Raw genomic sequence first — 15,248 nt, 5'->3', positions numbered from 1 at the left:
AAGAGAGGCATGGGATGATGTCCACCCCAGCAGATCGTAAGTCTGACCCACCACAAGGCCCCATACGAGAGGAGCCAGGAATGACCGCCGCCATCGGCTTTGACACCGCGCGCTGGTACTGGCGCCTTGTCTCCTCAGGCCAGCTGCCAGAGCCGACGCCGTCCCGAGTCGCTTCTGCATCCACGTTCGATGCCGGCTTCGAGCGCCTCTCTGCCATGGACCGCAAGCTGCTCGACAAGCTTGGCAGCCCCACCACGCTTCTGGTCCCCGCCGAAGCCGACAGACGCGTCCGCAGGGACCTCGTCTGCAGGGTGGTGAAGAGCCATATTCCCGTGGGATCCCTCATGTCGGCGGGCGATGACCTCCTGGTCCCCTCGCCCGAGCACTGCTTCCTCCAGCTCGCCCAGGATTCCTCGGTCGGCGAACTCGTCCTCGCAGGTCTTGAGCTCTGCGGGGGCTACTCCATCATGCCCGGGGCCGACGGTGGCTTCACCTCGCATAACCCCATCACCACCTCAAGGAAGCTCGAGCGTTATCTCAAGAAGGCGGGCGGCCTTCATGGCATCAAACGGGCGCGGCGAGCGCTCCAGTGGATCATCGACGGATCGGAGTCCCTCGCGAGACTGTCAGCATGATGCTCCTCTGCCTGCCGCTGTGCCTTGGCGGCTATGGGTTCGAGCTACCTGTGCTCAATGCCATCGTCCACAACAGCGAGCAGGCGTCCGCGCTGTCACATAAGGGCTGGCATCGCTGCGACCTCCTCTGGCCGAAGGCGCGCGTCGCCATCGAGTACGACTCGGATGCATGGCATACCGGCTCAGACCGCATCGCGCAGGATGCCGCCAAGCGTGGGGCGCTGTACTACAGCAACATCACCGTGCTTACGCTCACGAACAAGCAGGTAAACGACATGGACACCTTCGAGGCGTTCGCGCACGTCCTCGCCAAGAGTGTCGGCAAGCAGCTCAGGAGACCGACGCCCAAGGTCATCGCCGCGCGCACCGACCTTCGAAGGCTACTTCTAAGAAGGACACTGGGATAGCCGATGAGGCGGTGGCGTCGAGCCAGAGGGTGCGGTCGGCATCACGGTCCCATATCATAGAGGCGCCTGACAGGTGAGGCGAATTTGGGCCCCTGCCATTCAAGGCGCGTAATTCCGTCGCCTGATTCCTGATGAGATTTTCGGTTGCGAGAAGTTCCTTGACGGGTGCTCAAGAGGCATCTACATACCTGCAGGCAGACGCCTCGAATCTGGGTGCGGTTTTCGACGCGCCGTCCACAGCCGCCACAGGACTTCGCGCAATCGCCGATTCGCTCAGCCCACGCGGCCCGAAATCACACGCCCCTACGCGACCACCGGTTCCACGTACCGGACGCCGATCATCGCGAGCATAACGACGCCCGCGCGATGCAGCGGAAGAGGACACCCGATGCCGCGGCAGCCGCCGCTCCCCAGCATCCGTGGTCGCACCATCCGCCTGGCACCGATCCTCAGCGAACCCCGGCCTCGAGCCCTCGCTCGTTCGCCTTCAGTGCGACGATGAGCAGCACGATCCCAACTCCCACCAGGATATGCGCCACGCCGGCGATACCCGATATGGCACCATTGACCCCCACGGAGAGCGTGAGTCCCAGCACCTGCGGGACCCCACGGACCACAAGCATGACGGCCATCAGCGGCACCCCGATGTTGTACGTCACCATGAAGGCCCGGAACGTCTTCTGCCGCGCAAGGTCTCCGCGGGTGGAGAAGAGCGCTACAAGCAGGAAGACCAGCATCCCCAGCAGGAACAGATGCACGTGTACCTTACCCAGGGCCGTCACGCCGGTGAAGCCGTTCCACTTGGTGAACTCACGATAGAAGACCCCGCCCACCATCGCCGCGATGGCATACCCCAGCGCGATGTTCAGATACTTCCTCATGGCTACCGCTCCTCCCCCGACGCCGCGCGCCTATGGTCGCCCAGCCAGAGCAGGCCCGCCACGCACGCCACGACCACGATGGCCACGCACGTCGCAACGATGTCGCTCGCACCGATGGCCGGAGTTCCCAGCAGGATCCCGATGACATAGGGAATGAGCCAGAACAGCCAGACCACGATGCTGAACCTATGGAAGTTGGCGCGGCCTCGCTCGTCGTTCCGCACGATGACGACCGTGGCCCACACCGCATGCACCAGCATGAGGACGATGGCCAAGGCGCCCGAAATGGCATGCAGCGAGGAGCCCGTCGCGCTCCCCGACCGGGCGATCACGGTCATGATGCTGGTCCCCGTGGTGTCGCACACGAAGCCGCACCAGAACAGCACCACGTTGTGCTTGCTCAGCGTGCCGCTCCGACGCTCGCCGAAGACGCCGATGGTATAGAGCACCAGCGCTGCGGTGATGGCCGTGATGGCGCCGATCAGAAGTGAACTCATAAGTGTGGTTCCCCCTTGCTCGATAGCTTCTGGAATGATGATGCGTCCCCGTAGAGTGCCTGGCCGAGAAGGGCAAACAACGCCTGCCGGTCCAAGTCCCCGTGTGACGACGCAAGCGTGTGGAAGACCAACGCCGAGATGGCCTCTGCGCCAGCGCTTCCCCCGTAGTCGACCGAGACGCCTCGGTCTCCCTCTAGCACCTGCGCCATCTGGTCGATGACGTGTTGCTGTACCTCGGCCTCCCGTGCACGCGAGGCCTCCCGAGCAGACTCAGGCAGGGCCTCGATCTGCGCCAGCCAATCGGTACGGAACTGCCTCAGCACGTCGTCGATGCTCGCCGAGAGACGTCTGCAGAACGCCACATAGCCCTCATGCCCATTAGGGACGCAAAAATCGCTGCAGAAGGCATCCCTGAAGAAGCGGTCGATGACGCCCGCCACGAGCTCGCCCTTCGAGGGGAAGTAGGTGTAGACCGTCCCCACCGAGACGCCGCAGTCAGCAGCCAGCCTCCGGATGGAGAGCGCGCCAAGTCCCTCGCCCCTCGCAATCGAGTAGGCAGTGTCGAGAAGCACCTCCGGGTCTGTGGTCTGTCTCCGCGCCATGTGGCTCCTCGCGCTGGACTCCGTTAACTGAACACTGTTCAATATAGGCATCCGAGAAGTGCTAGTCGACGAGCAGCACATGACAGAACTGTTGCCCAACCCTTTCTGGTAAAAAGAAAGGACCCCGAGAAACACCTCGGGGCCCTTCATACGCCTTACAAAATGGTTCCTAGGAGGGCTTAAGCCAGCACGAGCTGACCGAGCTGCTCCTTGCCGTCGAAGTCGTTCTCCTCGTTGGTCTGGTGGCCCTCGGCGTCCCAGTCGATCCTGACGACGGAGCCCTTCCACTTGTCCTTGTCCTCGTCCTCGTCGTCAGCCGTGGCCGTGACGGGGAATGGGAGGTACGACCTCGGTGGCATCTGCCGACACGGTCTCGGTCTGAGTAGTGGCCTCGGCGCCCGCGGCCTGTGCGGCGTCGGACGTGGTGGCCTCGGAGCCGTCCTCTGAGTCCTTCTCCTTGAAGTCCTCCGTGCGGACCACGTACCTGAAGTCGAAGTCCTTCTCCTCGGGCATGTCCTCCTTGTGGAAGTCGTACTTGAGGTTGTCCAGGATGTCGGCCATGAGGGTCACGCGCTGCTCCGGGTCGGGGCAGGACACGAGGCCGCGCTCGGAGTTGAACAGGGCGTCAGGCGAGACGTAGATGGTGCGGATCTGCGCCTGGCGCCTCCTCTCGGAGCGGAACGTGAACCAGACGAGAGCCGCGACGCCGACCCACCAGACGATGGAGAGGACCAGGTCGAACGGGCTGTCCACCTTGTTGAAGCCCAGGTAGTACCAGAGCCACAGGAGGAAGGCCGAGACGAGGACGAGAAGGACGTAGACGATCCAGTTGCTCTTCTTCATGACTAAGCCTCAGCTCCTGATGGGATGGTCGGGGCGCTCTCGCCCTGCTTGTCCTGCTGGTCGTCGTCCTCGCGGAGGACGTGCTTCTCGCGGTTCTTGAGGCCCTTGGTGTAGCGGCGGCGGCGGAACAGGACGACCAGGCCGTAGACGAGGGTCACGAGCATGCCCAGCATGATGTACCAGTGGACCCAGCAGACCGGCTCGGCGGTGGTGGCCAGAGGCGTGCCGTTCTCGTCGATGGACTCGGTCGAGGGCGCTGCCAGAGGCGTGGGCTCCTCGCCGACTGCTGACTGGTAGACGTTCTGGAGAACGGTCGCGACCGGGTAGATGACCGTGTTGACCGTCGTGTTAGTGGTAACCGTTGTGGTCGTGGTCGTGGTCGTATTGGTCGGGGTCGTCGGTCCGGGCACGACAGGCGTCGTGGGCGGAGTGGTCGGAATCGGGGTCGTGGGCTTCTGCGGGTCGGTACCGGGATTGGAAGTTGTCACCGTGGCCACATTGGAGAGGTTCCCGGCGTCGACGTCGGCCTGGGTGACCGTGTAGGTGGCCTTGACAATGGCGGAGGTGTTCGGCGCGATCGAGGAGACCGTGGCGGTGCCGTCGGCGTTCACGGCGTAGCCCGTGCCCTCGACGATCGTGGCACCCGCAAGCTCGTCCTTGACGGCGACGCCCGTGAGGGTCGTGTTGCCCGTATTGGTCACGACGATGTCGAAGGTCACTGTCTCATCGGCGGCATACGAGGTGCCGTTGGACGGGGTACTCGTAATCGTCTTCTCAGAGGTGAACAACGGTGCCTGGGCCTCGGGCGTGAAGGGCGCGGGGTCGGACGGGTCGGTCGTGCCGCCCTTGGACGTGGCGGTGGCCACGTTGGTGACGGTCGTGCCGGCGTCGACGTCGGCCTGGGTCACCGTGTAGGTGGCCGTGATGGTCTTGGTCTGGCCGGCGGCCAGGTCGAAGGCGGCCGAGTCGGAGAGCGCGGCGGTGCCGCCGTTGGACATCTCGTCGGAGACGGTGATGCCCGCGAGGTCGGTGTTGCCGGTGTTGGTGACGGTGATGTCGTAGGTGACGACGTCACCGGCCTTGTAGGTGCCGTCCTCGCCGGTGCCGGTGGAGGTGACCGCCTTGGTGGTGGTCAGCTTGGCGACCGGGACGACGACGTCCGGCTTCTCGGGGTCGACCTTGGGGTCGGACGGCGTGACGGTGGCGGCGTTGGTGACGGTGCCCGCGTCGATGTCGGCCTGGGTGACCGTGTAGGTGGCCTTGACAATGGCGGAGGTGTTCGGCGCGATCGAGGAGACCGTGGCGGTGCCGTCGGCGTTCACGGCGTAGCCGTCACCCGCGACGACCGTCGCGCCGGCGAGGTCGTCGGAGACGAGCGTGTCGGTGAGGGTCGTGTTGCCGGTGTTCTTGACGGTGATGTCGAAGTCGACGGTCTCGCCGGCCTTGAAGGCGCCGTCCTCGCCGGTGCCCTTGTTGGTGACGGTCTTGGCCGTGGTGTAGGCCTTGTTCTGGGCCTCGGGCGTGAAGGGCGCGGGGTCGGACGGGTCGGTCGTGCCGCCCTTGGACGTGGCGGTGGCCACGTTGGTGACGGTCGTGCCGGCGTCGACGTCGGCCTGGGTCACCGTGTAGGTGGCCGTGATGGTCTTGGTCTGGCCGGCGGCCAGGTCGAAGGCGGCCGAGTCGGGGAGCGCGGCGGTGCCGCCGTCGGACATCTCGTCGGAGACGGTGATGCCCGCGAGGTCGGTGTTGCCGGTGTTGGTGACGGTGATGTCGTAGGTGACGACGTCACCGGCCTTGTAGGTGCCGTCCTCGCCGGTGCCGGTGGAGGTGACCGCCTTGGTGGTGGTCAGCTTGGCGACCGGGACGACGACGTCCGGCTTCTCGGGGTCGACCTTGGGGTCGGACGGCGTGACGGTGGCGGCGTTGGTGACGGTGCCCGCGTCGATGTCGGCCTGGGTGACCGTGTAGGTGGCCTTGACGGCGGCGGAGGTGTTCGGCGCGATCGAGGAGACCGTGGCGGTGCCGTCGGCGTTCACGGCGTAGCCGTCACCCGCGACGACCGTCGCGCCGGCGAGGTCGTCGGAGACGAGCGTGTCGGTGAGGGTCGTGTTGCCGGTGTTCTTGACGGTGATGTCGAAGTCGACGGTCTCGCCGGCCTTGAAGGCGCCGTCCTCGCCGGTGCCCTTGTTGGTGACGGTCTTGGCCGTGGTGTAGGCCTTGTTCTGGGCCTCGGGCGTGAAGGGCGCGGGGTCGGACGGGTCGGTCGTGCCGCCCTTGGACGTGGCGGTGGCCACGTTGGTGACGGTCGTGCCGGCGTCGACGTCGGCCTGGGTCACCGTGTAGGTGGCCGTGATGGTCTTGGTCTGGCCGGCGGCCAGGTCGAAGGCGGCCGAGTCGGAGAGCGCGGCGGTGCCGCCGTCGGACATCTCGTCGGAGACGGTGATGCCCGCGAGGTCGGTGTTGCCGGTGTTGGTGACGGTGATGTCGTAGGTGACGACGTCACCGGCCTTGTAGGTGCCGTCCTCGCCGGTGCCGGTGGAGGTGACCGCCTTGGTGGTGGTCAGCTTGGCGACCGGGACGACGACGTCCGGCTTCTCGGGGTCGACCTTGGGGTCGGACGGCGTGACGGTGGCGGCGTTGGTGACGGTGCCCGCGTCGATGTCGGCCTGGGTGACCGTGTAGGTGGCCTTGACAATGGCGGAGGTGTTCGGCGCGATCGAGGAGACCGTGGCGGTGCCGTCGGCGTTCACGGCGTAGCCGTCACCCGCGACGACCGTCGCGCCGGCGAGGTCGTCGGAGACGAGCGTGTCGGTGAGGGTCGTGTTGCCGGTGTTCTTGACGGTGATGTCGAAGTCGACGGTCTCGCCGGCCTTGAAGGCGCCGTCCTCGCCGGTGCCCTTGTTGGTGACGGTCTTGGCCGTGGTGTAGGCCTTGTTCTGGGCCTCGGGCGTGAAGGGCGCGGGGTCGGACGGGTCGGTCGTGCCGCCCTTGGACGTGGCGGTGGCCACGTTGGTGACGGTCGTGCCGGCGTCGACGTCGGCCTGGGTCACCGTGTAGGTGGCCGTGATGGTCTTGGTCTGGCCGGCGGCCAGGTCGAAGGCGGCCGAGTCGGAGAGCGCGGCGGTGCCGCCGTCGGACATCTCGTCGGAGACGGTGATGCCCGCGAGGTCGGTGTTGCCGGTGTTGGTGACGGTGATGTCGTAGGTGACGACGTCACCGGCCTTGTAGGTGCCGTCCTCGCCGGTGCCGGTGGAGGTGACCGCCTTGGTGGTGGTCAGCTTGGCGACCGGGACGACGACGTCCGGCTTCTCGGGGTCGACCTTGGGGTCGGACGGCGTGACGGTGGCGGCGTTGGTGACGGTGCCCGCGTCGATGTCGGCCTGGGTGACCGTGTAGGTGGCCTTGACAATGGCGGACGTGTTCGGCGCGATCGAGGAGACCGTGGCGGTGCCGTCGGCGTTCACGGCGTAGCCGTCACCCGCGACGACCGTCGCGCCGGCGAGGTCGTCGGAGACGAGCGTGTCGGTGAGGGTCGTGTTGCCGGTGTTCTTGACGGTGATGTCGAAGTCGACGGTCTCGCCGGCCTTGAAGGCGCCGTCCTCGCCGGTGCCCTTGTTGGTGACGGTCTTGGCCGTGGTGTAGGAGGGGTGTTGCTTGTCGGTCGGAACTGGTACGGGATCAGTTGGCGTTGGATTCTCTCCGCCGGGGACTTCCGCAGTGGCAATGTTAGTAATACCGGCATTAGCATCGACGTCTGCTTGGGTAACCTCGTAGGAAGCAGTAATGGCGATGCTCTCCTTTGGCGCGAGGTCAGCGACAGTGGCAGCCGTTCCAGAAACCGTGTAACCGTTACCCGGATTTACCATAACCGTTCCAGTGGCATTACTAATAACGTCGTTAACTACAGCGCCGACAATGTCGAAATCGCTGTTATTGGTGACAGTGATGACAAAGGTTGCAGTCTCGCCGACCTTAAAGGCGCCGTCAGCACCAGTACCTTGATTGGTAAGCAGCTTCGTTATGCCGAGAGCTCCCGCATCTGAAGTAATGGAGAACATCGCGGGGACATAGACCACAGAATAGTTAGAGGCAATGAACGCACCGTTGTCTACAACACCGAGCGTGCCTTCATTAATGGCATAATCCCCGGCAGCCTCGCCTGCCACCCGTTCAATATTGCCCGTGAAACCGGGAGTCTCACCGTCGACTGCACCCGTATATGAATATGTAAGCGCAGGATCATCTTGTCCAAGCATCTTGCCGCTGCTATTAGCAGAAATAGTAAGCGTAGCCGTGGTGACCTCGAGGGTGCCGAGGTCCTCGGTGAGCTGGTAGTTGGACTGCTTGGCCGTGCCGTCCCACGCGAGCGTGTAGGCGTTGGTCGACTTGCCGACCTCGGTCTGCGTGCCGGTGGTGGCGAAGGTCGCCGTCTCGTGGGCGACGAGGCCCTCGAGCTTGCCGTCCGCCGTGAGGGCGGAGCCGTCGTAGACCTTGCTGGTGCTGGGCGTCGTCACCTTGAGCGGGGCCGCGGTGATCTTGTAGGAGCGGTCCGTGGTGCCGGCGTAGTCGCCGGTGCCGGTGACGGTCACCGTGACGGTGCCGACGTTGGTCACGTCCTCGGTGTAGGAGAGCGTGTAGTCGGTGCCCTCCACGAGGCCCTTGCCCGTGGTGGCGTCGGCCACCGTGACGGCCTGCTTCTGCTCGGCGCCGTCGTAGGTGACGTCGGCCGGCTGCGAGACCGTGAAGCGGGTCGTGTCGGTGATGTCGGCCGTGGTGACCTCGAGGGTGCCGAGGTCCTCGGTGAGCTGGTAGTTGGACTGCTTGGCCGTGCCGTCCCACGCGAGCGTGTAGGCGTTGGTCGACTTGCCGACCTCGGTCTGCGTGCCGGTGGTGGCGAAGGTCGCCGTCTCGTGGGCGACGAGGCCCTCGAGCTTGCCGTCCGCCGTGAGGGCGGAGCCGTCGTAGACCTTGCTGGTGCTGGGCGTCGTCACCTTGAGCGGGGCCGCGGTGATCTTGTAGGAGCGGTCCGTGGTGCCGGCGTAGTCGCCGGTGCCGGTGACGGTCACCGTGACGGTGCCGACGTTGGTCACGTCCTCGGTGTAGGAGAGCGTGTAGTCGGTGCCCTCCACGAGGCCCTTGCCCGTGGTGGCGTCGGCCACCGTGACGGCCTGCTTCTGCTCGGCGCCGTCGTAGGTGACGTCGGCCGGCTGCGAGACCGTGAAGCGGGTCGTGTCGGTGATGTCGGCCGTGGTGACCTCGAGGGTGCCGAGGTCCTCGGTGAGCTGGTAGTTGGACTGCTTGGCCGTGCCGTCCCACGCGAGCGTGTAGGCGTTGGTCGACTTGCCGACCTCGGTCTGCGTGCCGGTGGTGGCGAAGGTCGCCGTCTCGTGGGCGACGAGGCCCTCGAGCTTGCCGTCCGCCGTGAGGGCGGAGCCGTCGTAGACCTTGCTGGTGCTGGGCGTCGTCACCTTGAGCGGGGCCGCGGTGATCTTGTAGGAGCGGTCCGTGGTGCCGGCGTAGTCGCCGGTGCCGGTGACGGTCACCGTGACGGTGCCGACGTTGGTCACGTCCTCGGTGTAGGAGAGCGTGTAGTCGGTGCCCTCCACGAGGCCCTTGCCCGTGGTGGCGTCGGCCACCGTGACGGCCTGCTTCTGCTCGGCGCCGTCGTAGGTGACGTCGGCCGGCTGCGAGACCGTGAAGCGGGTCGTGTCGGTGATGTCGGCCGTGGTGACCTCGAGGGTGCCGAGGTCCTCGGTGAGCTGGTAGTTGGACTGCTTGGCCGTGCCGTCCCACGCGAGCGTGTAGGCGTTGGTCGACTTGCCGACCTCGGTCTGCGTGCCGGTGGTGGCGAAGGTCGCCGTCTCGTGGGCGACGAGGCCCTCGAGCTTGCCGTCCGCCGTGAGGGCGGAGCCGTCGTAGACCTTGCTGGTGCTGGGCGTCGTCACCTTGAGCGGGGCCGCGGTGATCTTGTAGGAGCGATCCGTGGTGCCGGCGTAGTCGCCGGTGCCGGTGACGGTCACCGTGACGGTGCCGACGTTGGTCACGTCCTCGGTGTAGGAGAGCGTGTAGTCGGTGCCCTCCACGAGGCCCTTGCCCGTGGTGGCGTCGGCCACCGTGACGGCCTGCTTCTGCTCGGCGCCGTCGTAGGTGACGTCGGCCGGCTGCGAGACCGTGAAGCGGGTCGTGTCGGTGATGTCGGCCGTGGTGACCTCGAGGGTGCCGAGGTCCTCGGTGAGCTGGTAGTTGGACTGCTTGGCCGTGCCGTCCCACGCGAGCGTGTAGGCGTTGGTCGACTTGCCGACCTCGGTCTGCGTGCCGGTGGTGGCGAAGGTCGCCGTCTCGTGGGCGACGAGGCCCTCGAGCTTGCCGTCCGCCGTGAGGGCGGAGCCGTCGTAGACCTTGCTGGTGCTGGGCGTCGTCACCTTGAGCGGGGCCGCGGTGATCTTGTAGGAGCGGTCCGTGGTGCCGGCGTAGTCGCCGGTGCCGGTGACGGTCACCGTGACGGTGCCGACGTTGGTCACGTCCTCGGTGTAGGAGAGCGTGTAGTCGGTGCCCTCCACGAGGCCCTTGCCCGTGGTGGCGTCGGCCACCGTGACGGCCTGCTTCTGCTCGGCGCCGTCGTAGGTGACGTCGGCCGGCTGCGAGACCGTGAAGCGGGTCGTGTCGGTGATGTCGGCCGTGGTGACCTCGAGGGTGCCGAGGTCCTCGGTGAGCTGGTAGTTGGACTGCTTGGCCGTGCCGTCCCACGCGAGCGTGTAGGCGTTGGTCGACTTGCCGACCTCGGTCTGCGTGCCGGTGGTGGCGAAGGTCGCCGTCTCGTGGGCGACGAGGCCCTCGAGCTTGCCGTCCGCCGTGAGGGCGGAGCCGTCGTAGACCTTGCTGGTGCTGGGCGTCGTCACCTTGAGCGGGGCCGCGGTGATCTTGTAGGAGCGGTCCGTGGTGCCGGCGTAGTCGCCGGTGCCGGTGACGGTCACCGTGACGGTGCCGACGTTGGTCACGTCCTCGGTGTAGGAGAGCGTGTAGTCGGTGCCCTCCACGAGGCCCTTGCCCGTGGTGGCGTCGGCCACCGTGACGGCCTGCTTCTGCTCGGCGCCGTCGTAGGTGACGTCGGCCGGCTGCGAGACCGTGAAGCGGGTCGTGTCGGTGATGTCGGCCGTGGTGACCTCGAGGGTGCCGAGGTCCTCGGTGAGCTGGTAGTTGGACTGCTTGGCCGTGCCGTCCCACGCGAGCGTGTAGGCGTTGGTCGACTTGCCGACCTCGGTCTGCGTGCCGGTGGTGGCGAAGGTCGCCGTCTCGTGGGCGACGAGGCCCTCGAGCTTGCCGTCCGCCGTGAGGGCGGAGCCGTCGTAGACCTTGCTGGTGCTGGGCGTCGTCACCTTGAGCGGGGCCGCGGTGACCGTGAGCTTATAACTGGTAGTGATGTCCGCGTAACCAGTCTGCGTCGCCTTTGCATAGATAGTCTTTGTCCCGACATCAGTGATACTCGGGGCCTCACTCGACCAGTTGACATTGTCAGTGCTATATACAACGGAATAACCAGCAGCAACCAGTGCGCTGTTGGCCTCGACCGAAGCGGTCTCGGAATGAGCAAAGCCATCATAGGTAGCGTTGTAGTCAGACGCATCTAGCTTTGCCCACTGGGCATATAGCGTATTCGTGTTCGGCGTAAGCACGTCAACGCGAACGACATCGCCGGCCTTATAGCTAGTTCCAGAACCATCGGAAGCAGTGTTCCAGCCAAGGAACGTCATGCTCTTGGGAGCCTCGAACGAGCAGCCCGTGACGGTCGCCGCACCATTGTTGGCAAGGTCAACGGTTACGTTCGAGCCAGTTCCACCATTGGCGTTATAAGTCAGGGTCGTCGACTGAGGCGTATCTCCCCACTGCGCATAAAGGGTTATTGACGTGTCCGCCATCTCAATGGCATACCCAGGATAATACGTGGTACCCGTACCATCGGCAGCGGTGTTCCAGCCAAGGAACACCTTACCCTCGGGAGCCGCGAAGCCGTTGGCGAGGACCTCGGCACTACTCCCCTCTGCATATCCCATGGAATCGGTCGTAGTACCTGAGCCGCCATTTGCCATGTAAGTGATTCCGACCTGGCCAGTACGGATGTAGTACGGATAGAGCGTCTCGTCGGACTGCAGCTGCGTATCGAAGCTATAGAGGGAATAGGTATAGTGCCCTTCGCTCCCAGAGCGCGTGGCCCACCCGACCCACTCATATCCATCGGGAACAGTAATAGCAGGGAGTGAGTCCTTGCTCACAGTTGAGCCATAAGGCAAATCACTTATGGTCTGAGCACCATTTGCCCCGCTCATATCGGTGTAATAGGTGACAGTATAGGTAGGAAGTACCCACTTGGCATAAAGAGCCAGGTTGCTGGAGGGCATCGTCGCCCCAGTCCAGTCATACTTCTGAACTAGGTCGGCAGTCGTATACCAACCTTCGAACTCGTATGGCAAATCGCCGTAGGCAGCAGGCTTTGCCGGTGTGTGATTCAAATTCGAGATATCGGAACCATAGACGAGCGTCTTGCTTTCCTCAAGCTCGTCGTTGTTATGAAAGTCAATCGTATATGAGTCACGGTTGTAGTAGAGGAAAACGTTCCTCTCGGTAGGAGTGCTCCCACCAAATCCTCCTCCACTGCTCTGAAGCACGGTCTGCGTCGTCCCGACAGCAGTCGTCCCGCTGATTGCCTTCTGTCCCCAATTGCGGCCCTGGGAATTTGCATCCTGTGAGTAAGCAGTGCTCTTGTCATAGTACTTACCGCTGTAGAGAATACGGCTGTTCCCGTTTGCCGGGCTCGACTGGTCTAGGCTCTCAATCATGTAATACAGGTGGTCGAGGCAAGTGGTCCCATAGTTTGCCGTAACGTCCAGCCCACTCGCCGAGCAGAGGTCGCTCGTCATGGTCAGGCGCTTGGATACGGCCGTGCTGCTCTGGTTCGGAATCGACCATCCATAGAACTGGTTACCGGACTGGAAATTCGAGGCGGTGGGCCAGAGCTCACTGATATCGGAATCGTACTTGGCAGTGAACGAATAGCTCGTGCCCCAGGTGGAATAGGAAGTACCACCGATGGTCATCGTATTGCTGTTGCCCCAACCCCCTTGTTGCGCGAGATTGAAGGTGACCGTATACGCATTTCTTGAGAAGTAGACATTGACGACACTCGAGCCATCACCATTAATGACAACCCCACTGTCGCAGCTCTTGTACGTGAAGTACGCGTTGTAGGACGAGTTGATATGGCTCGTTGACGTCTGATCGTCACTCAGCGCGACCGTGCTGCCCGTCTGTCCTGTCGCAGTACTCGACGATTCATAGGTGTAGCCGTCGTCGTTCGCGTTCTCGGTCCAATAGATGATGGTGTAACTCGTATCGTCCTTCGGCGTCCACTTGGCATAAAGGGTGACGGCGCTCGTCGGCTCAGAACCAAAGGAGTACGCGCTACCCGTGCAGGCTTCGTTGTCGTACCAGCCATCGAACGTATAACCGGAACGCGCCGGTGCCGTAGGCTCCGATACCGTGCTGCCCGGCTGGATGAACTGGGGCGAGATGAACGTGCCGCCGTTGGACTCATAGGTAACCCAATTGCCTGTCTCGACCTTGGGATACAGCGTGACATTGGCCTTGTCGATCGTCACAGAGTCGACCTTGTTGGTAAGAGCCGCATCCGTATACCAGCCAGTGATCGCCTTGTTAAGGTCCAGAGGGAACGTGACACCCGTGGTGTCTACGGTCTGGCCATCCACAGCCTCGCGCGTCGCGACAACACGCGCGTCATCGCCGGTACCGTCCTTGAAGAATACGTAGTAGGTCTCGTCATAGACAGCAGTGAGATTAATGGTGTCCGTGGAATCAATGGTCTGCACGCCAAAGTTGGTGAAGAGGGTCTTTCCCCCGTCTGAGGACCATCCCTTGAAGACCTCTCCCGATACGACCGGAGCCTCTGGCTCATACAGCGTGTCGCCGGTCTTGACCATCTGTGAACTCAGGGTGCTGCCGCTGGCGTCAAGGAAGTTGTACGTCGCGATGCGCGGCGTGCCCTCTGCGGTCACGACATATATTGTGAAGTGGTCAGTCTGGAAACTCTGGATGCTGTTGTCAGCCTGGAGCGTACCGATAGCCTGGACACTCGAGGCATCATCGGCCACACGATAAACGCTTACCTCGTCACCATTGACATTGCTATTGAAGAAGGTGACGTTCACGTCGCCCGAAGGCTCAATCTCATTGCCGTCCTTGTCGAAAAGCGTGACATTAAGGGCATTCGAATCCTGAAGGGTCTTTCCCTCCGCTTCGACCGTATTGGTAATCGCGCTCTCAACAGCCTGGCTACTTGCGGGGCTTACCGAAAGCTGCACTCCCTCGGGGAGCGCGCCCTCAGGAGCAGTTACCTTCACGGTAGTTCCGTTGGCCTCGCCGTAGAGCTCGACGGCCGGACGGCTTTCGGTGCCGACCTCCGATGCCTGATCCGTCGTCGACGCGGAATCCGTGATTGCAACAGCGGAGGAGTCGACCTCGTCGCTCGCAACCGCAGCCGTCTCGATCTTGATCTGCGTCCCCTTGACGAGGGCGGAGGTGTCGACCTCGTAGGTGCCGTCATCCTTCTGGACGAGCTTGGTGGTCGTACCGTCGAGGACGGTCTCCACGGCCGTGACCTCATAGCCCGAGTCCGCCGTAACGGAGAAGTCGAAGGCCTTGGAGGTCGGGACGGTCACAGAATCGGTCGGGAGCGAGATATTCTGATTGAGATAGGTGATGTAGGCATTCCCAAGATCGAGGCTGAGTTCGATCTGGGTGTCCACGTCAGCAGAGGTCGAGGAGCCGGCGGCATCCGTCGTCCCCTCCGCGGAAGAGCTTGAGCTTGAGCTTGAGGACGAAGTGGCAGCGGAGTCAGACTTCGTCGTGTCCTCGGACGACGCCGCCGTGGTGGTGGCTGTCGTCGTCGCGGCGCTTGTCGCTGCCGTCGTCGCAGACGCGACCGCGCTGAATGCCTCGGTCGGGACCGAGGAGGAGACCATGGTCACCGTGACAAGCACGGTCAAGGCCTTCTTCAGACCCTCGTGACCAGACCCGAACCAACTTGAGTTGCTTCCCGTTCGCTTCAGCACTTGCATCACCAATCTCAGCCGTAGTACCCGTATATGACCCTGTCGACCGCTCCCACGTGACGACAGGAACACTTCGTCGTGCCATCGGGATGCCATCTATAAGACATACCTTTAGCCTGATGCAAGTATAAACACTTGCGACCACGTTTAGTTCCGCCTGGCAATGGTTTTCCGCCTTTCGAAGAACATTCAGAGTATATTCACAACTGGTATCAGATTCACAACCCAGTGAACCGATTTACTAAGCAAACAGGCCCTCT

Annotated in this window: 9 protein-coding genes; 3 read left to right on the top strand and 6 right to left on the bottom strand. The window is 63.5% G+C overall.

What is annotated here, in order from left to right:
* Nucleotides 1–80 precede the first annotated feature (80 nt).
* Both LKE50_02715 and LKE50_02710 read left to right on the top strand, forming a co-directional pair.
* Nucleotides 81–635, top strand: coding sequence for a hypothetical protein (locus LKE50_02715; protein ID MCH3967534.1), 555 nt, complete (start codon nt 81–83; stop codon nt 633–635).
* Nucleotides 632–1,042, top strand: coding sequence for a hypothetical protein (locus LKE50_02710; protein MCH3967533.1), 411 nt, complete (start codon nt 632–634; stop codon nt 1,040–1,042). The genes LKE50_02715 and LKE50_02710 overlap by 4 nt, the downstream gene beginning before the upstream one ends.
* 449 nt (nt 1,043–1,491) lie before the next feature.
* On the opposite strand, the gene LKE50_02705 is transcribed toward LKE50_02710, so the two are convergent.
* The 6 genes from LKE50_02705 to LKE50_02680 form a co-directional block, all read right to left on the bottom strand.
* Nucleotides 1,492–1,923 (bottom strand): DUF2871 domain-containing protein, encoded by a 432-nt coding sequence (locus LKE50_02705; protein MCH3967532.1) that lies wholly within the window; start codon nt 1,921–1,923, stop codon nt 1,492–1,494.
* 2 nt (nt 1,924–1,925) lie between these two features.
* Nucleotides 1,926–2,420 carry a TIGR03987 family protein gene (locus LKE50_02700; GenBank protein ID MCH3967531.1) on the bottom strand — a complete coding sequence of 165 codons (495 nt, stop codon included), beginning with the start codon at nt 2,418–2,420 and terminating at the stop codon, nt 1,926–1,928.
* Complete coding sequence (locus tag LKE50_02695; protein MCH3967530.1) at nt 2,417–3,022, bottom strand: TetR/AcrR family transcriptional regulator; 606 nt, start codon at nt 3,020–3,022, stop codon at nt 2,417–2,419. The genes LKE50_02700 and LKE50_02695 overlap by 4 nt, the downstream gene beginning before the upstream one ends.
* A 179-nt stretch (nt 3,023–3,201) precedes the next feature.
* Nucleotides 3,202–3,381, bottom strand: coding sequence for a hypothetical protein (locus LKE50_02690; GenBank protein ID MCH3967529.1), 180 nt, complete (start codon nt 3,379–3,381; stop codon nt 3,202–3,204).
* A complete protein-coding gene (locus LKE50_02685) occupies nt 3,335–3,865 on the bottom strand; it encodes a hypothetical protein (protein MCH3967528.1) in 531 nt (176 codons plus the stop codon). The genes LKE50_02690 and LKE50_02685 overlap by 47 nt, the downstream gene beginning before the upstream one ends.
* 2 nt (nt 3,866–3,867) lie before the next feature.
* On the bottom strand, nt 3,868–14,682 hold the full coding sequence (locus LKE50_02680; GenBank protein MCH3967527.1) for an InlB B-repeat-containing protein: 10,815 nt from the start codon (nt 14,680–14,682) through the stop codon (nt 3,868–3,870).
* Here LKE50_02680 and LKE50_02675 point away from each other — a divergent pair.
* Complete coding sequence (locus LKE50_02675; GenBank protein MCH3967526.1) at nt 14,675–14,944, top strand: hypothetical protein; 270 nt, start codon at nt 14,675–14,677, stop codon at nt 14,942–14,944. The genes LKE50_02680 and LKE50_02675 overlap by 8 nt on opposite strands.
* Nucleotides 14,945–15,248 lie beyond the last annotated feature (304 nt).

The organism is Atopobiaceae bacterium, assembly GCA_022483015.1.
Taxonomy (GTDB): domain Bacteria; phylum Actinomycetota; class Coriobacteriia; order Coriobacteriales; family Atopobiaceae; genus JALCUE01.
The sequence above is the reverse complement of the archived record's forward strand: the minus strand, read 5'-3'. Positions and strand labels throughout refer to the sequence as shown.